General features: G+C 71.7%; 21 protein-coding genes. 7 read left to right on the top strand and 14 right to left on the bottom strand.

Translation table 11 applies throughout. The annotated features are described in order from the left end of the window. Positions 1-36: 36 nt before the first annotated feature. The 12 genes from ssuE to ACWDR4_RS05850 all read right to left on the bottom strand — a co-directional run bounded on the left by ssuE (position 37) and on the right by ACWDR4_RS05850 (position 12,817). Complete coding sequence (gene ssuE, locus ACWDR4_RS05905) at positions 37-594, bottom strand: NADPH-dependent FMN reductase (protein WP_450404386.1); 558 nt, start codon at positions 592-594, stop codon at positions 37-39. A gap of 56 nt (positions 595-650) precedes the next feature. Then, complete coding sequence (locus tag ACWDR4_RS05900) at positions 651-1,403, bottom strand: alpha/beta hydrolase (RefSeq protein ID WP_450404383.1); 753 nt, start codon at positions 1,401-1,403, stop codon at positions 651-653. A gap of 1 nt (position 1,404) precedes the next feature. Next, positions 1,405-2,445, bottom strand: coding sequence for an LLM class flavin-dependent oxidoreductase (locus ACWDR4_RS05895; protein ID WP_450404381.1), 1,041 nt, complete (start codon positions 2,443-2,445; stop codon positions 1,405-1,407). An 18-nt stretch (positions 2,446-2,463) separates the two neighbouring features. Beyond that, entirely contained in the window at positions 2,464-4,236 is a 1,773-nt protein-coding gene (locus ACWDR4_RS05890) for an FAD-dependent oxidoreductase (RefSeq protein WP_450404378.1), read from the bottom strand. Between the two features lie 10 nt (positions 4,237-4,246). Beyond that, positions 4,247-5,587, bottom strand: a complete 1,341-nt coding sequence (locus ACWDR4_RS05885) for an LLM class flavin-dependent oxidoreductase (RefSeq protein ID WP_450404375.1) — start codon at positions 5,585-5,587, stop codon at positions 4,247-4,249. An 84-nt stretch (positions 5,588-5,671) separates the two neighbouring features. Further along, positions 5,672-6,538 carry an ABC transporter ATP-binding protein gene (locus ACWDR4_RS05880; RefSeq protein WP_450404372.1) on the bottom strand — a complete coding sequence of 289 codons (867 nt, stop codon included), beginning with the start codon at positions 6,536-6,538 and terminating at the stop codon, positions 5,672-5,674. Beyond that, on the bottom strand, positions 6,535-7,413 hold the full coding sequence (locus ACWDR4_RS05875; protein WP_450404369.1) for an ABC transporter ATP-binding protein: 879 nt from the start codon (positions 7,411-7,413) through the stop codon (positions 6,535-6,537). Before ACWDR4_RS05875 ends, ACWDR4_RS05880 begins: the two co-directional genes overlap by 4 nt. Beyond that, a complete protein-coding gene (locus tag ACWDR4_RS05870; protein ID WP_450404366.1) occupies positions 7,413-8,300 on the bottom strand; it encodes an ABC transporter permease in 888 nt (295 codons plus the stop codon). The genes ACWDR4_RS05875 and ACWDR4_RS05870 overlap by 1 nt, the downstream gene beginning before the upstream one ends. 3 nt (positions 8,301-8,303) lie before the next feature. Continuing rightward, the gene (locus tag ACWDR4_RS05865) at positions 8,304-9,332 is read right to left on the bottom strand and encodes an ABC transporter permease (protein WP_450404363.1); all 1,029 of its coding nucleotides are present in this window, start codon (positions 9,330-9,332) and stop codon (positions 8,304-8,306) included. A gap of 60 nt (positions 9,333-9,392) precedes the next feature. After that, positions 9,393-10,964, bottom strand: coding sequence for an ABC transporter substrate-binding protein (locus ACWDR4_RS05860; protein ID WP_450404360.1), 1,572 nt, complete (start codon positions 10,962-10,964; stop codon positions 9,393-9,395). 495 nt (positions 10,965-11,459) lie between these two features. Then, a complete protein-coding gene (locus ACWDR4_RS05855) occupies positions 11,460-12,386 on the bottom strand; it encodes a DsbA family oxidoreductase (protein ID WP_450404357.1) in 927 nt (308 codons plus the stop codon). After that, on the bottom strand, positions 12,383-12,817 hold the full coding sequence (locus tag ACWDR4_RS05850; protein ID WP_450404355.1) for an RrF2 family transcriptional regulator: 435 nt from the start codon (positions 12,815-12,817) through the stop codon (positions 12,383-12,385). The genes ACWDR4_RS05855 and ACWDR4_RS05850 overlap by 4 nt, the downstream gene beginning before the upstream one ends. A gap of 139 nt (positions 12,818-12,956) precedes the next feature. On the opposite strand from ACWDR4_RS05850, the gene ACWDR4_RS05845 reads away from it, so the two are divergent. Next, complete coding sequence (locus ACWDR4_RS05845; protein WP_450404352.1) at positions 12,957-13,487, top strand: cupin domain-containing protein; 531 nt, start codon at positions 12,957-12,959, stop codon at positions 13,485-13,487. A 21-nt stretch (positions 13,488-13,508) separates the two neighbouring features. Here ACWDR4_RS05845 and ACWDR4_RS05840 read toward each other — a convergent pair whose 3' ends face one another. Beyond that, on the bottom strand, positions 13,509-17,549 hold the full coding sequence (locus ACWDR4_RS05840; protein ID WP_450404349.1) for a CHAT domain-containing protein: 4,041 nt from the start codon (positions 17,547-17,549) through the stop codon (positions 13,509-13,511). Positions 17,550-17,634: 85 nt separating this feature from the next. On the opposite strand from ACWDR4_RS05840, the gene ACWDR4_RS05835 reads away from it, so the two are divergent. Together ACWDR4_RS05835 and ACWDR4_RS05830 are read left to right on the top strand one after the other, a co-directional pair. Then, on the top strand, positions 17,635-18,042 hold the full coding sequence (locus ACWDR4_RS05835) for a hypothetical protein (protein ID WP_450404346.1): 408 nt from the start codon (positions 17,635-17,637) through the stop codon (positions 18,040-18,042). Further along, entirely contained in the window at positions 18,039-18,998 is a 960-nt protein-coding gene (locus ACWDR4_RS05830; protein ID WP_450404343.1) for a hypothetical protein, read from the top strand. The genes ACWDR4_RS05835 and ACWDR4_RS05830 overlap by 4 nt, the downstream gene beginning before the upstream one ends. Before the next feature lie 35 nt (positions 18,999-19,033). Here the strand turns inward: ACWDR4_RS05830 and ACWDR4_RS05825 are convergent, their stop codons facing one another. Continuing rightward, complete coding sequence (locus ACWDR4_RS05825) at positions 19,034-19,639, bottom strand: hypothetical protein (RefSeq protein ID WP_450404340.1); 606 nt, start codon at positions 19,637-19,639, stop codon at positions 19,034-19,036. 255 nt (positions 19,640-19,894) lie between these two features. On the opposite strand from ACWDR4_RS05825, the gene ACWDR4_RS05820 reads away from it, so the two are divergent. From ACWDR4_RS05820 to ACWDR4_RS05805, 4 genes are all read left to right on the top strand, one after another. Next, positions 19,895-20,719 (top strand): hypothetical protein, encoded by an 825-nt coding sequence (locus tag ACWDR4_RS05820; protein WP_450404337.1) that lies wholly within the window; start codon positions 19,895-19,897, stop codon positions 20,717-20,719. A gap of 108 nt (positions 20,720-20,827) precedes the next feature. Then, entirely contained in the window at positions 20,828-21,700 is an 873-nt protein-coding gene (locus ACWDR4_RS05815; RefSeq protein ID WP_450404334.1) for a LysR family transcriptional regulator, read from the top strand. A 119-nt stretch (positions 21,701-21,819) separates the two neighbouring features. Further along, entirely contained in the window at positions 21,820-22,692 is an 873-nt protein-coding gene (locus ACWDR4_RS05810) for an NAD-dependent epimerase/dehydratase family protein (protein ID WP_450404331.1), read from the top strand. A gap of 109 nt (positions 22,693-22,801) precedes the next feature. Beyond that, positions 22,802-23,548 carry a nucleotidyltransferase domain-containing protein gene (locus tag ACWDR4_RS05805; protein WP_450404328.1) on the top strand — a complete coding sequence of 249 codons (747 nt, stop codon included), beginning with the start codon at positions 22,802-22,804 and terminating at the stop codon, positions 23,546-23,548. The last annotated feature ends 168 nt before the right edge of the window (positions 23,549-23,716 follow it).

The raw sequence follows: 23,716 nt of genomic DNA, 5'->3' as shown, positions 1-23,716 counted from the left end.
GGCCCTCGAGTCGGACGACTCACAGGGATGACCGGCTCATGCCGTGCGGCGCAGTGCGCCGGTTCGCCCGCCCAGCGCGGCGGAGAAGAGGTCCGTCACCTGCTCCAGCGCCTCGGCGGCGGCGGGCGCGACGACCGGTGTGCCGTGGTCGTCGGCGGCGACGTCCTTGTCGAGCGTGAACCAGCCGGGAACGATGTGGGACGCCCCCATGGAACTCAGTACGGGACGCAACGCGTAGTCGATCGCTAGGACATGGGCCGTGCTGCCACCGGTGGCCAGGGGCAGCACGGTCTTTCCGGACAGCGCGTACTGCGGAAGCAGGTCCAGCAGCGACTTCAACAGGCCCGAGTACGCGGCCTTGTACACGGGAGTGCCGATCACCACCCCGTCCGCCCGCGCGAAGAGGTCGGTGGCGGCGACGATCGCCGGATGCTTGAAGTCCGCGCCGAGCAAGGCCTGCGCGGGCAGGGTTCTTACGTCCAGCGGGGTCACCTCGTGGCCCTGCAGCCGGAGCCGGTCGTCGAGGTGGCGCAGCAGTCGTGAGGTGCGGGAGGTGGGGGAGGGGCTTCCGGAGACGGACAGGATCGAGGCCATGACGGGACCTTCCGGGGTCGGGGTTCAGACGGTGTACCGGGCGGGCGGACGGATGCTCACCAGGCGCTCGACCGCACGGTGATCAGCGGACGCAGTTCGTTGCGCAGGGTCTCCAGGAAGGTGATGACCTCGGCGGCCACGGAGCGGTGCTGGAGGTCGTTGAGGACGTCGTGGTGAGCCCCGTGGACGACCGAAAGGCGGGCGCTGGGAAGGGACTTGGCCGTGCGGGCGATCGCCTCGTGGTCGGCGAGGGGGTCGGCGTCGCCGACGAGGAACAGGGCCGGGACGGCGGCTTCACTGTTGTAGGCGGCGGCGAGCACCGTGTCCGGTATCGCGTCGCCGAGCGAGCCGCGCCGCACCTCGGGGTCCTGGGTGAGGGTGCCCCGGTGGGCGGGGCAGGAGGTGCGGACGTCGAGTTCCTCGTCCCAGGTGCCGGCGGTGGCGCCGGTTCCGGGGGGCCGGCCGGGAAGCCCCGCGAGGACCACGGCGTCGGCCTGGGCGCCGGGTGCCCGGTCGAGCAGCGCGGCGATCGCGGCGGCGCCCGAGTCGGCTCCGACGAGGACGAGGGGCCGTACGACGCCGTCCTCGGCCGCCGTGTCCTCGGTGGCGTCGGTGAGGCGGGCGGCGAGGCCGGTCAGGTCATCGGCGAGGTCGGGGGCGTCGATCACCCGCACCCGGTATGCGTCGGCGGCGAGCCGCCTGCCGAAGCGGGCGTAGGTCGCCCGGGTCTCGCCACGGCCGGGCACCACGATGACGGTGCCACGGACGCGCAGGCCCTCAGGGCCGAAGTAGTCGCTGTAGTCGGTCATTTCACACTCCTGCGGATGCGGCTGTGGGCTCGGTCCGGCGCGCGGGCGACCAGCCCAGTGCGGGTGCCACCTCGGTCGCGATGAGTTCGAGGGCGCGGATCGTGGCGTCGTGGTCGGGAACGGCTGGGTTGAACTGGGTGATCAGATCCGTCGCGACCGGCAGGACCTGCTCCTGCCGCAGCGCCGCGACGATCTCGTCCGGGTGGCCGTAGAAGGAGTGGAAGCGGCGCAGTGCCTCGTCCGCGTCCAGGCCCTTGGGAAACGCGCCGCTGTCGGCCATGCGCAGCGCAGCCCGGTGCACGTCCTCGCTGATGTGCCGCAGCGCCGTACGCCGGTCCTTGGCCGGGAACACGAACCGGGAGAGGCCGATGCGGGGGCGGCGCGGCCGGTCCCAGGCGGCGAGGTAGGCATCGGCCCAGGGGCGCTGTACCTCGTCGGTGGGCGCGTCGAAGCCGTAGGCGGCCCGGTTCAGCAGCAGGTTGGAGCCACTGTCCGCGGCGTATGCGGCTCCTGGCGCGCTGAACACGCCTTGCCAGACACGGTCGCTGAAGTCGCCGGCCGCAGGCTGGATGCGGAAACCGGGCGCACGCACCTCGCGATTGGCCAGTTCCTGGCGCAGCAAGTCCAGGTGCTCGCTGGTCAGTTCGCGCTTGCGGGCGACGTCCTGGCCGAACGCGGCGTACTCCAGGTCGTTCGCCCCGCTGCCCACGCCGACCTCGACACGGCCGCCGCTGAGCGTGTCGACGGTGGCGACGTCCTCGGCGAGGCGGACCGGGTCCTCCAGCGGAAGGACGGTCACCGCGGTGCCGAGTCTGATCCGGGTCGTGCGCGCCGCGGCGTGGGCGAGGAAGGTCCACGGCGAGGACAGCCCACCACCCCCGAGGGGGACATGGTGCTGGGCGACCCAGCCGATGTCGAACCCGAGTTCGTCGGCCACGACGAAGAGGTCCTGCGCATTGCGGTAGGTGCGGGCGATGTCGCCGTCGCGGCCCTGGACATGGGTGAGGAAACCGAGCCGAAAGTGGGGTCTCTCGCTCGTCATGGGGGATGACCTTTCTTCTCAGGCGGCGGTCGTGGCCGCGCCCGCGGTGAGTACGCTGGTGTACGCGGCCTCCGTACCGGCCCGCCCCAGCACCAGGTCGAGGACCGCGGCGGCACCGCCCTCGGGCAGGCGTGCGCCGCGCCAGGCGACGTGCTGGTCGGGGCGGATCAGGACGTTGGCGGTGCCGTACACGGCGTGTGCCGCCGCGTCGTTGAGGTGGACGACCGTGAAGGGCAGGGAGCGGGCGGCGGCCTCTGCGGTGAAGGCCCGCTCGACCGTCCGGTCCTCGGTGAGGACGAGCAGGCCGAAGGAGGTGCCGAGGCGGTCGTAGAGCGTGCCGCCGCCCGGGTCGACGGGGCCGTCCGGTGCGCGGTGGCCGGGGCGCGGGTCGTCCTCGTAGACATCGGCGCGCCACGGTGGTTCGTCGTCGAGCTGCCCTGTTTCGTACCAGACGGTCGCCGAGGCGTCGTACCGCTCGTCGAAGGCGACCCCGTCGGAGCCGAAGCGGTCCTGACGCAGGCGCTCGGCGATCTCCGTACGGCGCCGATCGGCCTCGGCGCTGCGGTCCGTGTCGTCGGGAATGCCGCCGGCCCGGATCTCCGCCAGGGTGGCCTGCGTACGGCGGGACCGTTCCAGGGAGTGGTCGGCGACCCGCCAGTTGTGCGGGCGGCGCTCCTGGTCGTAGGTGTCCAGGAGGGACTCCGGGGAGTGGCCGCCGACGACGGCCGCGAGCTTCCAGCCGAGGTTGACCACGTCGCCGATGCCCTCGCCCAGGTTGCCGCCGGGCGTGCGCACATGGGCCGCGTCACCGGCGAGCAGGACGCGTCCGCGGCGGAAGGTCTCGGCGATCCGGGTGGCGTGGTAGAAGGTTGTCGCCGACGCCAGTTCGAGGTCGGCGTCGAACCCGAACGCGGCCCGGGCCACCGTCAGCAACTCCTCCTCGCTGGGCTCGTGTTCGAGCGGGTAGGGCCCGGCGTACACCCGCCACTCACGCGAGCTGATGGCGGCGAGAAAGCCCGAAGCCCCGCTGTTGACAACGATGTTGGTGGCGCTCGGCGCGGCCCCGACCCGCTCGGAGATGTCCCCGGTGCGTACGACCAGACGCAGCCGCTTCTCGGTGGCGTGCTCCCCTTCCCGGTCGATGCCGGCCAGCCGACGGGTGGTGCTGCTGCCCCCGTCCGTGCCGAGGACGTAGGCGGCGCGGACGGTACGGGACGTCCCCGAGTCGACGTCGACGACCTCGGCGGAGATCCCCTCGGGGCCCTCGCGCAGCGCCGTCAGCTCCCAGCCGCCGGACACGCTCACCCGCTGCTCGGCCAGATGGTCGAGGAAGACCTGCTGGAGGACGGTCTGCGGTCGGCGCAGCGCCTCGTCGGAGGAATGGCCGAGGCGGCTGCCCCGGTCGGTGAAGGACGGGCGAGGCCCGGACACCAGTTCGTGCCCGGCGAGGGAGGTGACCAGCCTGACGCCCTGATGCCACTCCGGCGGATAGGTCCAGGCGTCGCGGACGCGCTGGAGAAGCCGCCAGCGGCGCAGATGCTCCACCACGCGCGGGGTGTGGCCCATCGCGCCCGCCCGCACCAGACTCGCGGTGCGGGCGCGCTCGACCACGGCGACCCGGACCCCGCGCGCGGTCAGCTCGACCGCCGCGGACAGGCCCACCGGGCCCGCGCCGACGATCAGAACGTCCGCTGACGCCGGGGGAGTTGAGGACGGGAAGCGGACGGTGTGGACGTCACGGCCTCCCGTCACCGACAGTTCGCTGACCTCCGGCACCGACAGTTCACTCACGGCGCTGCCCTCAGTCGCTCACGAGCTGAGGCTCGCGAGTGTGACGGTTGGCGGGGATCGGCAGCCCGAGGTTGCCGCGCAGGGTGTCGGACGTGTACTCGGTGCGGAACAGGCCGCGCTTCTGGAGGAGCGGGACGACGCCGTCGACGAAGTAGTTGAGTTCGTCCTCGGTACGGAAGGCGAGGTTGATGCCGTCGAAAGCGCCGGCCTCGAACCACTGCTGGATGGTGTCGGCCACCGTCCGCGGGTCCCCGACGAACGGCGACTGACGGAACTGGTTGACGGATTCGGTCACTTGACGCAACGTCAGCTTCTCGGTCCTGGCCCGCTCGATGAGCTGCGCGGCACCCGTGCGCCCGCCCTTCTCGGCGAGGTGGGCGACATCCGGGAAGGGCGCGTCCAGGTCGTAGACGCTGAAGTCGTGGGCCCCGAACGACCGGCCCAGCAGGGCGAGGTTGCGGTCGAAGTCGTCGTCCTCCTCGAAGATCTCCCGCTCGCGGAGGCGGGCCGCCTCGTCCGTGGCGGCGAGGACCGGGCCGCCGTGGATGAGGATCTTGACGTGGTCGGGGTCGCGGCCGTAGGCGGCCGTGCGCTTCTTGATGTCGGCGTAGTAGTCCCGCGCCGACTCCAGGGAGCCCCCGGGCGCGAAGATGCCCTCGGCGACCTGGGCGGCGAGATCCCGGCCCTCCTCGGACACCCCGGCCTGGAAGATCACCGGCTGGCCCTGAGGGGAGCGGGAGAGGTTCAGTGGGCCCGCGATCTTGAAGTGCTCGCCCGCGTGGTCGAGTTCGTGCAGCTTGGCCGGGTCGAGGAAGACGCCCCGCTCGACGTCGGCGGGGAAGGCGTCGTCCTCGTAGGAGTCCCAGAGCCCACGGGCGACCTGGACGAACTCCAGGGCACGGCCGTAGCGGGTGGCGTAGTCGAGGTGTTCGTCGAGCCCGAAGTTCCGCGCGGTGCCGGTGTCGAAGCTGGTCACCACGTTCCAGCCGGCCCGCCCACCGCTGATGTGGTCGAGCGAGGCGAACCGGCGGGCCAGGTTGAAGGGCGAGTTGTACGTCGAACTCGCGGTGCCCACCAGGCCGAGGTGCTTGGTGTGGGTGGCGACCGCCGACAACAGGGTCAGCGGTTCGAGGCGGTTGAGGTAGTGGGCCGGGTAGGTGGCGTTGATGAACTGGCTGTCGACGATGAACAGGGCGTCGAACAGGGCGTGTTCGGCCGCCTGGGCCAGCCGGATGTAGTAGTTGATGTCGATGCTGGCGTTCTTCGCGACGCGCGGGTCCTTCCACAGGCCGTGCTGGCCCGGGCCGCCGACGCCGTAGGGGTGGAGCGCGAGATGGAGGGTGCGGGGCATGACTGTTCCTGTCTGTCGAGGGCTCGGCGGGGAGCGAAGCTCGGATGTGGAGCGGGGCTGAGGGATGAAGGAGTGCGGCAGTGCTCAGGCGTGCAACAGCGCACGCAGGGCGGCGCGTTCGGCCCGGTCGGCCGCCGCGGTGTGCAGCGTGGGCGCGGAGCCGACGAGCAGCCGCGTGTACGGGTGCTGAGGCGCGCCGATGACGTCGCGGGCGGTACCGACCTCGACCAGCTCGCCCCGGTACAGCACCGCGATACGGTCGGCGATCCCGGCGACGGACCCGAGGTCGTGGGAGATGAAGACGAGGGCCACGCCGTCGGCGCGGAGTTCCTTGAGGATCTGCAGGATCTGGACCCGGTTGGCGGAGTCCAGGGCGCTGACCGGCTCGTCGAGGATGACAAGGCGCGGGTCGGTCACCAACGCCCGGGCCACCGCGACGCGTTGGCGCTGTCCGCCGGAGAGTTCACCGGGCAGCCGGTCGAGCAGTTCCTCGTCCAGGCGGACCCGGGACAGGAAGGCCCGTACCCGGGACGCGGCCTCCTCGCGGGACACGCTCTGGAGGAGCAGGGGTTCGGCCAGCGAGGCCTCGATGGTGAGGTCCGGGTCGAGACTGCGCAGCGGGTCCTGGAAGACGTACTGGATGACACCCCGGCGGCGCAGGGCGCGCCACTGGCGGGGACCGTACGCGCCGACGTCCTCGCCGCCGACGACGATCGACCCGGCCGAGGCGCGGACCAGGCCGAGCACGGCCCGGGCGAGCGTGGACTTGCCCGAGCCCGTCTCGCCGATGATGCCGACCGTCTCGCCCGGCGCGACGCTCAGGGAGACGCCGCTGAGGGCGCTGCGGCGGCGTCGGCGCAGCCCGTAGTGCACCTCCAGGCCGTCGACCTGAAGGACCGGAGGGACCGGAGCGACCGGGTCGATGGACAGAGCTGTCTGTTCGTTGCTCACGCGTCCTCCTTCGGAGCCAGGAACCTGTCCAGGCCGTACTGCTCGTGCTCGGCGATCAGCAGCCGTGTGTATTCGTGCTGCGGGTCGTGCAACACCTGCCGGGTGGGGCCCTGTTCGACCACCTCGCCCTGCCGTAGCACGAGGACCTCGTCGCAGAGCTGGGCGACGACGGCCAGGTCGTGGGAGACCACCACAAGGGCGAGCCCGGTCTCCTCGCGCAGGTCGGCCAGCAGGTCGAGGATCTCGGCCTGGACGGTGACGTCGAGCGCGGTCGTGGCCTCGTCGGCGATGAGGATCCGGGGTCCGGCGGCGATCGCGGCGGCGATGAGCACCCGCTGGAGCATGCCGCCGGACAGCTCGAAGCTGTACTGGCCGTAGACCAGTTCCGGGTCCCGCAGATGTACGGCGCGCAGCAGGTCGATCGCCTGCCGGCGTGCCTCGCCCCGCTTGACCCCCTTCTTGACCCGGATGACCTCGGCGACCTGCGCGCCCACCCGGATCGAGGGGTTGAGGTAGGAGGCCGGGTCCTGGAAGACGGCGCTGATGGTGGCGCCCCGCAGGGCCGTCCACTCGGCGGAGGACAGCCCGGCGATGTCGCGGCCGTCGATCTCGATCGAACCGGCGGTGACCTCGAAGTGGGCGGGCAGGATGCCCAGCGCGGCCCGGCAGGTGAGGGTCTTCCCGCTGCCGGACTCGCCGACGATGCCGACGGCCCGCCCGGGGGTGAGCGCGAAGCTCACGCCGTGGACGATCTCCCGGTCGGCCGCCTGATCGCTGATGCGGACATCACGCACCGACAGCACCGGCGCCGGAGGATCGGCAGAGACCGTCGTCTCGTCTGCCTGTACGTGGAGCTTCTCGGACAGCGTGGTCATCACGCACCTCCGGCGGGGGCGGGTTCGGCCTTGTCGAGCCGGTTGGCGCGGGCCTTGCGGTGGTTGACCAGCGCGCGGCCCGCCTCGCCCGAGACGTCACGGATCGCGTCGGCGAGGAGGTTGCAGGCCCAGACGGTGATCATGATCAGGACGGCGGGGGCGAGCGGTGCCCACGGCCGGCGGCTGAGATAGGCCAGGTCCGAGGCGAGCAGTCCGCCCCAGGTGGGCGCGGGAGGCTGGACACCGATCCCGAGGAACGTCAGGCTCGACACGATCACGAACCCCACGCCGATGGTCTGGGCGAGCGCGACCGCGATGGGCGGCAGCACCTTGAGCCAGACGTGACGGCGTACGACCCAGCCGACGGAGGCACCGGCGATGACCGCCGCCTCCACGTACTGCGAGCGCGCCACGGACAGGGTGGCGGCGCGCGACACCCGGTAGAACAGCGGGGACACCAGCGCCCCGGTGACCAGCATCGCCTGGGTGATGCCGTTGCCGAGCAGGGCGATGACGGCGACGGCGAACAGCAGGAACGGCAGCGCGACCAGGGTGTCGGCCAGCCGCAGAGTGATCCACTCGAAGGTCCGGCCGAGATAGACCGACAGGATCCCGGGCACCGCACCGACCACCAACGCCGTCAGCGCGACCTCAAGCGAACCGAGCACGCTGATCCGCGAACCGTCGAGGAGTCGGCTCAGCACGTCCCGGCCGAGATAGTCGGTCCCCAGCCAGTGGGCGCCGGAGGTGCCCGCGAGGGTGTCGGCGCTGGTCGCCAGGGGATTCTGCGGAGCGAGCAGCGGACCGAGTACGGCGAGGAACGCGATCAGGACGAGGATGACCACGGCGATCCGGCCGGACGGCAGGGCGAGTACACGACGCACCATGGTTCACACTCCCCGCTGGGATGCGGGCGTCACACGCGCCAGCACCAGGTTGACGACCAGGTTGAACACGACGACCAGCACGATCGACACGACCAGCACGCCCTGCACGGCCGGTACGTCACCGGCCTGCGCGGAGTCGTTCGCGAACCGGCCGAACCCCTGGAGTCCGAAGATCCACTCGGTGACGACGGAGGCTCCGACCAGCGAGGGGAACTTCAGCCCGAGGGTGGCGAGGGCGGGCCCGAGACCGTTGCGCAGCACATGGCCGAAGAAGATCCGTCGCGGACTCAACCCCCGTACGACCGCGCCCGTCACATAGTTCTCGGAGTAGGCCGCGACGAGGCTGGAGCGGAGCTGGCGGGCGACGTCGGCGACGACGTCGAAGCTCAGTGCGATGGCCGGCAGCGTGATGTGGGCGAGCCACGGACCGAACCCCTGTTCCGCCGGGATGTACCCGGCGGAGGGGAACAGACCCAGTCCGACGGCGAAGACCGCGACCAGCACGATGCCGACGACGAAGGCCGGCATCACGGAGATCGCCGTGACGAAGCCGGTGACCGCGCGGTCGATCCAGGTGGTCCGGCGCAGCGCCGCGAGCGTGCCCAGGCCGAAGCCCGCGACCACGCCGATGAGCAGCGCGAAGGTCGCCACCGACAGGCTCACCCCGAGGCCGAGACCGATCAGGGTGGAGATGTCGGCGCCGTTGGTCCAGCTCGTGCCGAGCTGCCCGTGCAGGACACCGTTGAACCAGTCCCCGTACTGGACCAGGAAGGGCCGGTTCAGGCCCCACTGCGCCTCGACGCGGGCGATCGCCTCGGGTGTCGCCTCCTCGCCCAGTTGGATCCGCGCCGGGCTGAGCCCGCTCAGCGCCCGCAGCGCGAACGTCACGAACGTCGCGACCAGGAAGACGGGCACGAAGATCGCGATCGACCGGGCGAGGGTGACCAGGATGCGGCCGAGTGTGTGCCGCGTCCTGGCCGCCGCGACCGTGCGACGGACGTCGGGTGCGGCCTGAGCCTCCGTCGTCGTCATGGGTGCCCCCTCTCAGTGATGGACTCACGGTGATGGAATGTGAACCGGGCCTACGGAGGGTCAGTTGCCGTCTATGGTCACGCCGGTCCAGTCGATGTGGGCCGGGTTCTTGGGCAGGTCGGAGATGGACTTGCTCTTGGCGATGAGGTTGGGCGAGGAGTACGTGAACACCAGCGCCTTGCTCTCCAGGCCGGCCCGGGTCGCCGCCTGGAGGACCTTGGCGTAGTCCGGCGAGTCCAGCGGGGTCTGGCGGACCTTGGCGATGGCCGCGTCGAAGCCGCCCGGCTCGTAGGGCGAGCTGAGGTTGAGCGGGCCGTTCGGGCCGAAGTGCGCGGTGAGGGTCTGCGCGGCGGAGTCCCGCCCGGTGGTTCCGTACAGGGAGAACGTCAGGTCCTTGGCGAAGAACGGCGTCGCCCAGTTCTTGTCGATCTTGATGGTGACGCTGATGCCGACCTTCGCGAGCTGCGACTGGACGATCTCCGCCTGCGGGTCCTCCGCCGGGATGACCAGGTTCAGCTTGAGCTTGCCGGAGGTGTATCCCGCCTCGGCGAGGAGCTTCTTCGACTTCGCCGGGTCGTAGGCGTAGTTGTTCTCCGACTCCGGGTCGTAGGCCACGTACCCCTTGGGGAACGGCTGGTTGGTCGCCGAGCCGTAGCCGAAGGTCAGCTTGTCGACGAACTCCTGGCGGTCGATCGCGTAGCGGACCGCGTCGACGACCTTGTCGTCGTCGAACGGCGCCTTGTTGACGTTGAGGCTGATGTTGTTGGCGTTGAAGCCGGGCTGGACGAAGACGTCGAGGCCGGCCTTCTTGGCGGCGTCGGCCTGACTGGGCTTGATGTCGGCGAAGTTGTAGACGCCGGTCTGGAGCCCGGAAACGACCGTTGAGGCATCCGGTGCCGAGGTCAGCTCGACGTTGTCGATGTGGATGTTCTTGGCGTCCCAGTAGTCCGGATTCTTCTTCAGGACGGTCTTGGTGCCCGGCACGAGCTGCGTGACGATGAACGGGCCCGCGCCCACCGGGCTCTGGTCCAGCTTGTCGGGGGACTCGGCCGCCTTGGGGCTGGCGATCTGCAGCACGCGCTCACCGAGCAACTGCGGGATCTGGTAGTCGACTTGACTGAGGTGGAGCACTGCGTCCAGCCCGTTGGCGTCCACCGACTTGATCGAGGTGAGGTCACCGAAGAGCGCGGAGTTCTTCTGCTTCTGGGCCCGCTCGATGGCCGCCTTCACGGCAGCAGCGTCGACCGGCTCCCCGTCGCTGAACTTCAGGTCGGGCCGCAGGTGGAAGGTGATCTGGTCGCCGTCGGCGTTGTACTCCCAGCTCTTGGCCAGGTCCGGGACGGCCTTGCCGTTCTCGTCGGTGCGGGTCAACGAGGCGTACACCAGGGCGAGTTCGCGGAACTGGGCGCCACTGCCGCTGACCACCGGGTCCCAGTGGGTGGGGAAGTAGGAGGAGGTCCACTTCAGTCCGCCGCCGGCGCTCGCGGAGGCGGCGTCTCCACCGCACGCGGCGAGGGCGGGAACGAGCACGGTGGCGAGGGCGGTTCCCAGGGCCGCGGCGCGCAGCCGGCCGGGTCGTCGGGCGGGGCGAAGGGCCGGTCTGGGGCTGCGGGGCGTGAGTCGTCCGGACATCTCAGTTCTTTCTTCGAGGGTGCGGAGCCGTGGCAGGGCTACGGGCTCGGGCACAGGGACGGATCCCCTCCGCGGCACGTCGGCGCACGACCGGGCGGGCATGCCGGGACGCTGCGGTGCGCAACAGGGGCATGCCGAACTCGGGGCGTGAGGCGTCGGCGGGTTCGCGGGGGAGAGCCGGGAAGCATGAGGAAGGGACGCGACGAGGCGCGAGAGGAAGGGCGCGAGATGGCGGGCGCTGTGCGGTGGCGCGGCGGGAGGCCGGTGCCGGCGGGAGCGGTCAGGCGCCAGAGGGCCGTGGGCGGCGGTCGGTCAGCGACAGAGAGCGCTGGAAGTGCGCCGCAGGTCCACGTAGCGGCACACCACACCGGGGTGCGTCGTAAGCATGCTGCACATCCTGGGGCCCGTCATCAGCGGCTGTCAATGGACACCTTTTGGTGTCTCATTGGGCGGGATGACGCCCTGACAGGCCTCTGACCCCTGATCAGAGGCCTGTCAGGGCGCGGCGGAAGTACGACGGCCGGTCGCCGGGTGCGTCCCGGCCTCCTCGGGATGCAGCCACAGAGGCCCGTTGCCGGTCTCGACGCGTACGGCGCCGGCGGGCGGCCACGGGCCGTGCGTCAGGAGCCCGCACTCCGGGTCGGTCAGACTCCGGTACCGCGCGAGCGCCTCCGCCGGGTCCAGCGTCACCGGCGTCGGCAGCAGCCCGGGTGTCAACTCCTCGACGGCGGAGGCGTATTCGTCGTACGACCGCCAGCCCGGCACCGCACGCACCCCGGCCGCCGAACGGACCAGCACCGTCGGCAGCGCGTACCGGTGTCCACCGTCGGGCGTCTCCTTCGCGGCACCGGGATGCGGAGACCCCGCACGCACGGACAGCACCTCGGCGACCGGCCGACGCGCCTCGGCGTGGTCGGCGCGCACGTGATCGAGTACGGCGGCCGACGCGGCGTCGGCCGCCAGCCGCTCCAGGTCAAGTCCCGGCACGCCCCGTACGGCCGACAGCGCGAGCGCCGGGGTGTCGGCAGGCTCCCCGAGGGCGAAGACGGTCTCCCGCAGCCGGCGCAGCACCCGCTCGGCGACCTCGGCGCCCTGCGCCTCGGCGGCCTTCGCGACGAGGGAGGCCGGCCACGAACTCGCCGCCACCCGGCTCAGGTTGACCGCTCTCGGCGCATGCGTGTGGCCGCTGATGTCCTCGACGTAGCGGGAGTACCAGGCGGTCTCCGCGGCCGGGTCGGGCGCCGGGTCGTCGTGGTCGTCGAACAGGACGCAGTACACGCGACGCCAGCGCACCCGGCCGGCCAGCGCGGCCCGCAGCCCGCGCAGGACCGGCTCCGCACCCCAGGACCAGGGACACAGCGGGTCGGTGTACTCCACGACCTCCACCACGTCCACCGACGCCTCGCTCGGTACGACCGTCACGCCGCTCCCTTCCGGCTCAACTGCCCGGCCACCCCATCCGCCAACAGCGCGGTCAGCGTCGTACCGCCCAGGATCGCGGCGGCCTCCGCCTCGATCCGCCGCCACACTTCGGGCAGGCCGGAGGCGGGTCCTGGATAGTCGAGCCCGGCCAGCGACTCGCCGCGCAGGGTGATCAACTCACCGTCCACGGCACGCGCCACATCCAGGAGCGTGATCTCGTCGGCGGGCCGGCCGAGCCAGTACCCGCCCTCGCAGCCACGCTGACTGCGCACCAGACCGGCCTTCCGCAGCTCGCCGACCACGGACTTCAGAAAACGGAACGGAACCTGCTGCGAGGAGGCGATGGCCTCGCACGTGAGGGGGCGGGCAGGATCGCGGGCGAGCTCCAGAAGGGCCCGCGTGGCGTAGTCCGCCTTCGCGGAAATATGCATGCGCACATGATGCCCGACAAGACGCCCGTGGTGCGGGTCTCCGCAGCTTCCCCTCGAACATTGCGGCAACATTGCCGCAGGTGAAGCGTAATGGACACCTCTTGACATCCTTTTCGGGACGGCTCTAGCGTCCCGACCCATGAGCGAGCCGCTGACGACCCCGGGCGAGGGTTTCCACCCCCATCTCCACGACACCGCCGGGCAGCCGGCATCGCCCCTGCGCACCCGGCTGCACCACGTCCGTGCCGACGCGCTCGACGGCGACACCGCACAGACCGGGGGGATGCGGCGCTTCGCCGCGGTCAGCGGCCGGACGGTCGGCTCCGAGAAGCTGTGGATGGGCCAGACCCACGTCGCCCCCTCAACCTCGTCCTCCGACCATCACCACGGCGAGTCCGAGACCGCCATCTACATCGTCAGCGGACACCCCGAGTTCGTCTTCCTGGACGACTCCGGCCCACAGTCGGAGGAGATCCGCCTGCGCACCTCCCCGGGCGACTACATCTTCGTCCCCCCGTTCGTCCCCCACCGCGAGGAGAACCCGGACCCCGCCGAGGAGGCGGTGGTCGTGATCGCCCGCAGCACCCAGGAGGCGATCGTGGTCAACCTTCCGCGGCTGTACGCGCTCCAGGCAGAGGTCGCTGTTGCTCCTGCCGACTTCCCGGGCTGACTCCGGGCGGCCCTGGTGGCGTCAGGGGCCGATGTGGACGTACGGCGCCCACACGGCCGGTGAGTGGCCGACAGAGGCGTTCCTGAGCCGGCGTACTGCCGCGTGCAGCAGTTCTGCCGCGCCGGAGGTCCCGCCGCTGTCGGCCAGTGCCTGGTACACGTCCTCGCTGACCTGGGGCGCCACCGAGTCGTAGAGGGGCCACAGGGTGGCGATGACATGCCGGAAGCCGGCAAGGCGCAGGGAGGAGGCCAGGTGGATCGCCTCGTCGGGCAGGGCGGCCCCGCCGGCCGCCGTTCGGCAGGCCGAGAGGTAGGCCAACTCGGCGCCGGTGGGCCGCAGTCGGGCCAGGTCCAGGACCGTGAGCGGTTCGTCGGCCAGCAGGAGGGCATTGCGGGAGGGATCCGCCAGGTCCTGGTGTCCGTGACACGCGAAGTGCACCCACGAGTGGCGGCCGATTTCGTCGAGAACGCGGGCGCGAGTGGCCCCGGGACCTGTCACCACGGTGGCGCGGGACCCGAAGAGCCGTTTCAGCGCGTCGGTCTCGGGTTCCACCGCGAGGTCGGGCGCCCCCGGTGTCTCGGGCATGGCCACGACGAGCACGCGGGGGTCGGGCGGTTCGGGCCGGGAGCGGGCGGTGATCAGATCGCGGAGGGTGGGGGTGTAGGAGGAGACGACGTGGTCCAGGGCCGATTCGTCCGTACCCGGACGGAGGGCCGCGTGCAGCGGCAGGAACGCCAGCAGCCCGGTGGGGCACCACCACAGGCGCCGTACCGGACCGACGGCCGCCAGTACCGGGCCGGTGACGGCCGTCCACAGCCACTCCAGGAGGCTGGTGACCGTCAGATGGGCACGGACGACGGCCGCGAGGCCCGCCGGGGGATCGTCGAACGTGCCGAAGACGTCGTTGAGGTGCTCCACCAGCCGCTCCGGGTCGAGGCCGGGGAGCGGTACCACCCGCACCGCGCCGTCGACGATCACCAGGGCGTCGCAGCGCAGCGCGCTGAGATTGACGACGACCACCGGCCCCTCGGCGGCGGACACCGACAGCTCCTCGAACGAACGGGGTTTCAGGAAGCCCTGGAAGCCCGGCAACGACCGCACCTCGGCGACCAGTCGGTCCCAGCTCCTGGCCGACGCGGTGCGGTCACCCGCCCCCGTCGGTGCGCGGCCGGCGAAGTCGTGGTCGATTTGTACGTCGAGGGCGGCCCGGACCTCGGTGAGCCGGTCGACGAGGTCGGGACGTACGGCACGCAGAGCGGTGAGATCCTCCCGGGTGTCCAGGATCTGCGACCACAGGACGGACCTGCCCTGCTCCAGCAGTTCGACCGCTCTCTCGGGGCGGCCGACGGCGACGGCCGCCGCGGCGGCCACGGACGCAACGCCGGCCAACTCGGTGAGCCTGCGCTCCTGATCGGCCCGCGGGATGCCCCGCCAGGCCAGCAACGGCATCAGCAGCACGGCCTGTTCGAGGAAGGCCAGCGCGGCCTCGGTGTCCCCGCGTTCCAGAGCGAGCGCGCCCGCCTCGCGCGCGGCCTGGACGCGCACGGCGGCCGGGGAGACCGTCGCCTCGGCGGCCGTACCCAGCAGCCGTTCCGCGTCGGCCCGGTCCTGAGGGTCTCCCGTGTGCCGGAAGCGGGCGACGAGGGCGGCTGCGAGGTTGATGAAGTGAGCACTGCGGCGCGGGTCCGAGTCGGGTGTCGCCTCGACGGCCGCCCCCGCGTGGGCCACGGCGCCGTCGAGGTCGGTGAGGGAGCCGGTGCGTGCGCCGCGCCGGACCAGCACGCTCCCGTACGCCGAGAGATAGCGGTGCCGCCGGGCATGACCGGCCGGCAGGGCGGCGAGCGCCTGTTTCATGGCGTCGGCCGACCGGTCGATGTCCTCGGCCTCACCGGAGAGTTCGTACCGCACGGCGAGGGCCTTGGCGAGGTTGATGAACACCATGGGCCGTTCGGCCGCGGCGGGACCGGAGTCCGCCGCGCGTCCCAGGAAGACGATGGCCTCGTCGAGGTCGGGACGGTGCCCGCTCTTCCGGTAGCGGTATTCGAGAGCGTTGCCGAGGTTGAGGAGGGCGCGGACCGCCTCGGTGCTGCCGGGTGCCGCCAGCCGGTGCGCCTCGTGGTACGCGGTGATCGCCCGGTCGAGATCGGTGCCCGAGCCCGTCAGGTCGTAGCGGATCAGGAGCGGGACACCGAGGTTGTTCAGATCCCGGGCCGTCACCGGTACGGAGCCGCCCGCGCGGTCCGTCAGGTCCGACAGCTCGATCGCCTCGTCGAGGTCGGCCGGGTCCCCGGTGAGTTCGTAGAGCTGGAGCAGGGTGTTGCCCAGCATGGTCCGGGCCTTGGCCGCGCCCGGTGTGCCCGGCACGGAGTGGGTCACCGCGTCCCGGACGGCTGCGACGGCCTCCCGCAGGTCGTCGGGGGAGCCGGTGGACTGGTAGCGCTCCAACAACGCGTCACCCAGGTTCGACTGCGCACGTTCCCGGTCGCCGTGCTCCGGCGGGGTGAGCGAGGCCGCCTCCCGCATCAGGTCCACGGCCTCGTCGAGCACCTCGGGGGCGCCCGCGTGCCGGTGCCACATGAGCAGGGCGGTGGCGAGGTTGCCCAGCCAGTCGGGCCGCCCCGGATCGGCGGGGGTCGTCACGGCGACGGCCCGACGTGACCAGTGCACGCCCGCTTCGAGGTCGGCGACGTCGCCCGTCTTGTCGTAGCGGTAGTAATAGCTGAGGCCCAGCACGGACAGTGTCCTCGCCTCGACGGCGCCGCCCTCCCCGATGGCGCCGCTCAGCACGTCGATGGCCTCGTCCAGGTCGGCGAGCGCGCCGCTCACGTCGTACCGCATGGACAGGGCGGCGCCGAGATTCGCCAGGCAGTACGCCCGCAACTCCGCGCCCGGCGGCATGAGTTCCACCGCGTGACGGGCGGCGGCGACCGCCTCGGTGGCGGCGGCGGTGTCGCCGGTGAACCCGAGCCGCTGGTCCAGGAGCACACTGAGCAGGGTGTGCGGCAGGGCGCGCTGCGCGGGCAGTTCGGCGTCCGCGACGAGTCCCGCCATCTCGCGCAGCGCCGCGATCCCCTCGGTGTTGTCCTCGATCGACAGCCGGGCACCCGCGCGGGCCTGCAGCGCGGTGCCCAGCAGGAAGAGCGCCACCGCGCGTTCCCGGTCCGCCACGGGGTGGGCGGCGGCATCGAGCCGGGCGTGGTCGACGCGCTCGTCGATGTCCCGGTCCCCGGCCAGGTCAACGCTCAGGCGGCGGGCGGCGAGACTTCGGGACAGTTCGGCGATGTGCCCGAAGTCGACACTGTCCGGGTCGAGTTCGCGCAACGCGGAGGTGGCCGCCCGGGCGAAGGCGCTGCCGGCGGCGGGGGTGTCGTCCCGGACGGCGGCGCCGGCGAGCGCCTCGACGAGGAAGCTGTGCAACGTTCCGCGGAACTCGTCGCCGGGCGCGGTGGTGTCGAGGGCCTCGTGGAGCAGCGCGAGGGCGGACGTGAGATCGTCCCGGTCTCCCGTGCGGGCGCCCCGCGTCGACACGTACCGGCCGAGCAGGCCCGTGGCCAGCGGGCGCAGCCGGTCGTCAGCGGGCATGAGGGCCCGGGTGAGGCCCATCGCCGCCACAGCACGGTCGTGCAGCGCGGCGGACGCGGCCGGGTCGGCGTCCTCGTGGGCGAACCACCATGCCTGGGCCAGGGTGAAGAAGAGGTTGATGTACGCGTCGCGCCAATCGCCGTCGCCCTCGAAGTCCAGCGTCGTCCCCTCGCCCGCGAGGGTCGCGTCGACGAGTTCGAGGACGTCGCGCAGCGCCCCGGGCAGAGCGTCGGGGTCCCCCTCGCGCAGCCGGTCGCCCGTCCGTGCGGCAGCGGCCAGTTCCTCGGGTCCGAGGCCCGCGTGGAAGCGGTACCAGTGGTACTTCGTCAGCACGGCCAGGACGTCGCCGTCCTCGGAACCGGGGCCGGCGCGCAGCGACTCGGCCGCGGCGACCGCCGCCGGAGAGGTGAGCGCCTCGTCGTCGCCCGCCTCGTACGCCTCGATGCGCGCCCACAGCGCGGCCGTCGGCTGCTTCCCCATCACAGGCCTCCCCCGCCCGGCGTCTCCCCGCACTCAATGTACGGCGCTGGACGCGGACCGTGACGGCTTGATACCTCAATGGGTCATGACCGATGACAAGTTCGACATCCTGCTCGACGCGTCGAGACCCGCCGAGCCCCTGCCGGACGGCATACCGGTCCTCGACCTGCCGCCGGGCTGCCGGGTGCCTGACGCGGCGGACGCGCTGGAGTCGCTCTTCGTGACCGACCGCACCCTGCGGGAGGTCGCCGTCGGCGTCGGCGGCCGGATCGTGGGGATCACCACCCGCGCCTACCTCAGCGGACTCGGCACGCCGGTGCTGCGCTCGGTGGGCGACGGGGACGGGGCCACCCTGCCGGGCGAGTCGCTGCGGTACGAGATCCTGCGCTACCGCTGCCCCTCCTGCGACACCCTGCGCCGCCGGATCCACGCCGACACCCGCCCCGCTCCGGTGTGTCCGAACGGACACGGCGACCTGGAACTCCAGCGGTGAGACTCGACACCGCCGCCAGGCCGGGTCTCGAAGGCGTCCGGTTCTTCCTGGTCGACCACCTGCCCACCTACGCGGCGGCACTCTTCGTCCTGACCCTGGTCTGGGCCGGAGCGCCGGGCAGCCCCCCGGACTTCGACCGCGCCTGGCGGACGGCCGCCGACCTGGGCACGGGCGAGGTCCTGCTGGTGGCCCTCGCCGTCACCCTGGGCGCGACCCTCGGCCACCCACTCCAACTCGCCGTCGTCCGGCTCCTCGAAGGCGGCTGGCCATGCTGGACCACGCCCGTGGCCCGGGCGTCACGAGCACGCCAACTGCGGCGCAGGGCACTCCTCGCCGAACGGGCCGAACTGCCCGAGGACGCCGACACGGAGCCCTCGAACGCGGAGATCCAGGCCGCCGGACTCGCCGGAACCCGGCTGCGCCGCGGGTTTCCGCCTGCGGAACAGGTCCGCCCCACGGCGCTCGGCAACGTCCTGGCAGCCATGGAACGGCAGGCCGGTGAGCCGTACGGGCTCGATGCCGTGGTCGCCTGGCCACGGCTGTATCCCGTGCTCGGCGAGACGACCCGCGCGATCGTCACCGACCGCCGCAACACACTCGACGGGGCCGCCCGGCTGGCGGTGACGATGGCGGCCACCGCCGTCACGTCCGCCGCGCTGCTCCTGCCGTCCGCGGGCTGGTGGGCGTGTCTCGCTCTGCTGCCGCTCGCCGTCGCCCGCGTCGCGTACGTCGGGGCGGTCCGGGCGGCGCTCGCCTACAGCGAGTGCGTACGCACGGCGTTCGACCTGCACCGCTTCGACATGCTGACGGCCCTTCACCTCCCGCTGCCGGAAGGCCCGGAGGCAGAACGCGCCCTCAACCGCGAACTCTCCTCCGCCTGGCGCCAGGCCACCCCCACGACCTCCCGCTACGACCACCCGACCACCCCACAGGACCCCGAGCGCCCACCGGCCTGAGGTGAGGACGGTCCCGTCGTTGCGCTGAAGGCCCGTCACTGATCGCCGAACCCGTCGGTACGGCTCCAACGGAGGGTGATGTCCCTCCTGAAGACGACCTCACCCCCGTCGTCGGAGACGGAGGCCCGCTCCCAACCGTCGAAATCCTTCGTGACGTTGACGTCCCACTCGGTGAGGCTGTCCGTGCCGACGGCCGCGATCGACACGGCCGGCGGCTCGCCGTCGTAGCAGTAGGGGCCGAAGTCCGCGATCGCCGCGACGGTGCCACCGTTCGCCCGCAGCTCGATGCCCTGGCATGCGTCCGCCTCGGTACGGTGGATGACCACCGCGCGGGTCCAGGCCTTCGCCCGAGGACTGTAGTGCTGCTCGACGAGGCCCTGGCCCCGCCGGTAGTGCATGGCCACCCGGCGACCGTCATCGAGTCTCACCTCGGCGTCGTACGGACTGGGACTGCCGCTCCAGGGGAGGTCGCTCTTCTGCAACTCGGAGGTGTACGTGGAGGAGTCCCGGAAAGAATCCTGGGAGGCGCTCCGGGCGGCATCGTCGGCCGCCGACTCCGGGTGACCGCATGCCACCACGGCCGCCATCACCCACACCGACGCCGAACCCCAGGCCAGCACCTGGACGCCAGGCTTACGCATGCATGCCTCCCCGTGCCTCTTGCCTCGCCGCAGCATAGGCGGCACGGCGGTCGTCCGGACGGCGCCGAGCCTGCCGCGCATCCGGGCCGGCGGGTGAGGCTGTCGGCAGGTGCTGGGGCTGGCGGAGCTGTCCCCGGTCGTCCCGGCGCTGCCGCGTTCGGTACTGAGGCTGGAACAACGGGATCGGGCGGGGCACCCTGGGCTTACCGGCCTTTTCCGCTCGTACTGTCGGACCGGCCGGGGAGGGGGAGCAACGTGGGCTCCGAGGACGGTACGGGGCCGCCTCAGTGGGCCACCACGTCACCCGAGCACCTCGACCGGCCGGCCCGTGGGGTGCTGATGGCCGCCCGTGAGGCGGCCCGGGAACTGCGGCGGGATCCTCCGGACCCGGAACGGCGGACCTGGGCCCTGGGCATGCTGGCGGGGCAGACGCAGGCGATGCTGGGGCCCGGTCTGCCGGACCACCCGCCGGTCGGGGTCGCGGCGCAGGAGGGATTCGTCCGTACCGCTCTTGCTCTCGCCGTGCATGTACGGGCGCACAGCTGGGCGAAGGCCGACCTCGGCGCGGCCGGTGTGCCGGGGCAGCCCGACGTCCCGCACCCCGGGGAACTCCGGTCGGCCGGCACCTTCGACGTCCTCGGGCGACTGCTGCTCCCGAACTCCTCGCCCGAGGGCTGGACCGCCACCCTCGTCACCGACCTGGCCCGCGGCGACCAAAGGCTGGAGACGGCGGTCAAGCTCGGCAAATACGTCCTGCACCCCACCTTCCTGGCCCTCACCGACGACACGACCCGCATCATCGGCGAAGCCCTGCACAACATCCATGTGCGCCGCCTGAGGGAACTGGCCACCTCGCTGCGCCACTACGCGGGAGCCGCTGCCCCACTCCCGCCAGAGCTGCCGTACATACCGACCCCGCTCATCATGGAAACGGCGCCCGACGTGCCGGTGATCGTCTTTCACGGGCCTTCGCTGGTCCACACGGGCGAGGCTGGAACGGCGACCAAGAGAATGTCCCTCGGGGACGGGTCCGACGACTCTGGCATCGACATTCCCGGGGTCCGCGGCCCACGTCTGTGAGGCTTCTGACCGGGACCGCCGGCGCGTACTCGGGACGCGCCCCGTTGGCATGAGCAACCCCGACGGCTCGGCCCGGCGGGGCTAGGCTGAGGGGTTGCTGTTCGTACCGTGGGAGATGCCGTGGATGTCGACCTGCGCAAGCTGCGCTACTTCGTGGCCGTGGCCGAGGAGTCACACTTCGGTCGGGCGGCCGAGCGGTTGCACATCACACAGCCGGTGCTTTCCCGGCAGATCCGGGCCCTGGAACACGAATTGGGCGCGCAGCTGTTCACCAGGGGCAAGCAGTCCACCGAGCTGACGGCCGCGGGCCACCAGCTGCTGGAGGACGCCCGACCCTTGCTGGCCTCCGCCCAGGCGCTCGGCCGCCGCGTCCAGCGGGCCGCGCACGGGGCGTCCACGTTCACGGTCGGATTCATGCCGGGGATCACCGTGACCGGCGCCGTGCGGGACTTCACCGCCAGACACCCCGAGCTGGACGTGCAGGTGGTGCGCACCTCCTGGGACACCCAGGTCCAGGCCGTACACGAGGGCCTCCTCGACGTCAGCTTCGTGCGGCTGCCGGTCGAGCGCCGCGGCCTGACGCTGCGCTCTGTCTTCCGCGAGGCGCGCGTCGCCGTACTTCCGTCGCACCACCGTCTGGCGGGCAAGACGTCCATCGGTATCGCGGACCTGGCCGCCGAGCGGCTGCTGCAGGACCCCGACGCCGTCCCCGAGTGGCGCGACCTCCCGGACCGGATCAGCGACGAGGAGGTCGGCGAGCGGCCCGCCTTCGGCAGTGTGGAGGAGAAGCTGGAGCATGTCGCGACCTCGGGCGGCGTGCTGGTCCTTCCCTTGTCGACCGCGGCCTACTACACCCACACCGATGTCGCCCACGTGCCCATCGACGACATCGGCCCCAATGAGGTCTGTCTTGCCTGGAGCGCGGACCGGCACTCCGCGCTGATGTCCGAGTTCGCCGACGTCACCGCCGCCGAGCGCTGATGCCCCCAGGGCATCGTCACTGACAGAAGAGGTCTTGGACGCTCACGGCAGCGTGGCCGCAGGGTGGGGGAGCGGCGGGATTCCCGCCGTATCCGACATCCGAAAGGACCGTGAGGACAATGAAGGTTTTCGTCACCGGCGGCTCCGGCTACATCGGCCGCTCCGTCATCGCGGCGCTGATCCGACGCGGCATCGAGGTGACGGCACTGGCGCGCAGCGAGCGGTCCGCGCGCACCGTGTCGGACCTGGGTGCTACTCCCCTGGTAGGGGCACTCACCGACACCGACACCGACGTCCTGCGGGAGGCCGCAGGACGGGCCGACGGTGTGATCCACCTCGGGGTGGACTACTCCGAGGGCACCGCGGATGTCGACCGCGCCGCGGCCGAGGCGATGCAGGACGGCGCGGGGAGCCGACCGTACGTGCACACCGGCGGAGCGTGGGTGTACGGGGACACCGACGGGGTCGTGGACGAGGACGCCCCGCTGAACCCGCCGGGCATCACCGCCTGGCGGCTGGACAACGAGAAGCGCGTGCTCGCACGGGCCACCACAGGAGAGCACCCGGTGGTGGTGATGCCCGGGCTGGTCTACGGCCACAGCGGAGGGCTCGCGCAGTCGTTCTTCGTCGAGCCGGGGCGCGCCGCCGGTGCTGTCCCCTGCATCGGGGACGGCTCCGCCCACTGGGCACTGGTCCACGTCGACGACATCGCCGAGCTGTACGTCCTGGCCCTGAACGCCCTGGCCGGTGCCGTCTACGCAGGGGTCAGCGGCCAGAACCTCCCGCTGGCGGACATCACCCTGGCCCTCAGCCACGCCGCCGGATGCCCGGGCAGGATCAACTCGCTGTCCCTGGACGAGGCCCTGCGGCAGATGGGCCCGATCGCCGAGGCGTTCGCCCTCGACCAGCAGCTCACCGGCGCCCGGGCCCAGCGCGAACTCGGCTGGACACCCACGCGGCTCGACGCCCTGGCTGAACTCTCCCAGGGCTGAAACCACCCACTCCCGGTGACCGGTCGGCTGCCCGGCCGTCGAAAGTTGATCGGGACTCGTCGCAAGAAACCCAGTCGCTGTTGATCAGGGCTCCTGGAAGCATTCCGTCATGAACACGGATCCCGTCGACCAAGCGCGACGTCTCGCCCGTGACCGTTTCCCCGATGCGCTCGCCGTGATCCTTGCCGGGTCGACGGCTGCCGGACGGGCCACCGCCCACAGTGACTTGGACATCGCGGTCCTCATCGGGGACGGCGGCGAAACCTGCCGGGAGACGATTCGGTACGAGGGCCGTGTCGTGGAGCTCTTCGTCCACACCCGTGCCGGTCTCGTGGAGCTCTTCGCAGCGGACGTTGCTGGACGTCGTGCGGTCCTTCAGAACATGTATGCCGCCGGGATCGTCCTGGTCGACACGAATGGTGAGGCCGGGCGGGCCCGTGCCCTGGCCGAGGCGGACCTGCGAAAGGGTCCGCCGGCGCTGGAACCGGCGTCGGTCGAGACGAAGAGGTACGGGCTGACGGACGCCCTTGACGATCTCGCTGATGCGGGCGACCGCATCGAGCGGCTGGCAGTGGCCGGGTTCGTGCTCAACACAGCGGCCGACCTGCTCTGCGACCACCACCATGCCTGGATCGGCGGCGGGAAGTGGTTGCCGCGACGTCTTCTGGCGGCGGACCCAGAGCGTGGGGCCGCCCTGCTGGAAGGGCACCGGCACTTGTGCGAGTCGGGAGACCCCATGCTCATGATCGACGCGGTATCGGAGATCCTCGACCTGGTCGGCGGGCCTCTTCGAGAGGGCTATCGCCGGACCTGGCGTGGCGTCATTGAATCGGTTGCCGCTGCTGGGAGGCATTGACGGGGGCTGACGGCAGTCCGCGGGCGTGGGCCCAGCTTGATGGAGGCGCTGGTGGCCGGGCGCCGCCCCGACCGGCCGGTACCGCCGTTGGTCGGTACCGGCCGGTCGGGGCGGTCGTGCATCTGCTGGCCACCGCCATGGAAGAGAGCAGGGGCCTGCCCTCGATGA

This window comes from Streptomyces sp. NPDC000878 (assembly GCF_053599695.1).
This window is presented reverse-complemented; position numbering and strand designations above follow the sequence as displayed.

Coding starts and splice junctions, on each gene's coding strand:
- ssuE (WP_450404386.1), bottom strand. CDS start 594: ATGGCCTCGATCCTGTCCGTCTCCGGAAGCCCCTCCCCCACCTCCCGC.
- ACWDR4_RS05900 (WP_450404383.1), bottom strand. CDS start 1,403: ATGACCGACTACAGCGACTACTTCGGCCCTGAGGGCCTGCGCGTCCGT.
- ACWDR4_RS05895 (WP_450404381.1), bottom strand. CDS start 2,445: ATGACGAGCGAGAGACCCCACTTTCGGCTCGGTTTCCTCACCCATGTC.
- ACWDR4_RS05885 (WP_450404375.1), bottom strand. CDS start 5,587: ATGCCCCGCACCCTCCATCTCGCGCTCCACCCCTACGGCGTCGGCGGC.
- ACWDR4_RS05875 (WP_450404369.1), bottom strand. CDS start 7,413: ATGACCACGCTGTCCGAGAAGCTCCACGTACAGGCAGACGAGACGACG.
- ACWDR4_RS05870 (WP_450404366.1), bottom strand. CDS start 8,300: ATGGTGCGTCGTGTACTCGCCCTGCCGTCCGGCCGGATCGCCGTGGTC.
- ACWDR4_RS05865 (WP_450404363.1), bottom strand. CDS start 9,332: ATGACGACGACGGAGGCTCAGGCCGCACCCGACGTCCGTCGCACGGTC.
- ACWDR4_RS05860 (WP_450404360.1), bottom strand. CDS start 10,964: ATGTCCGGACGACTCACGCCCCGCAGCCCCAGACCGGCCCTTCGCCCC.
- ACWDR4_RS05850 (WP_450404355.1), bottom strand. CDS start 12,817: ATGCATATTTCCGCGAAGGCGGACTACGCCACGCGGGCCCTTCTGGAG.
- ACWDR4_RS05845 (WP_450404352.1), top strand. CDS start 12,957: ATGAGCGAGCCGCTGACGACCCCGGGCGAGGGTTTCCACCCCCATCTC.
- ACWDR4_RS05840 (WP_450404349.1), bottom strand. CDS start 17,549: ATGGGGAAGCAGCCGACGGCCGCGCTGTGGGCGCGCATCGAGGCGTAC.
- ACWDR4_RS05835 (WP_450404346.1), top strand. CDS start 17,635: ATGACCGATGACAAGTTCGACATCCTGCTCGACGCGTCGAGACCCGCC.
- ACWDR4_RS05825 (WP_450404340.1), bottom strand. CDS start 19,639: ATGCGTAAGCCTGGCGTCCAGGTGCTGGCCTGGGGTTCGGCGTCGGTG.
- ACWDR4_RS05810 (WP_450404331.1), top strand. CDS start 21,820: ATGAAGGTTTTCGTCACCGGCGGCTCCGGCTACATCGGCCGCTCCGTC.
- ACWDR4_RS05805 (WP_450404328.1), top strand. CDS start 22,802: ATGAACACGGATCCCGTCGACCAAGCGCGACGTCTCGCCCGTGACCGT.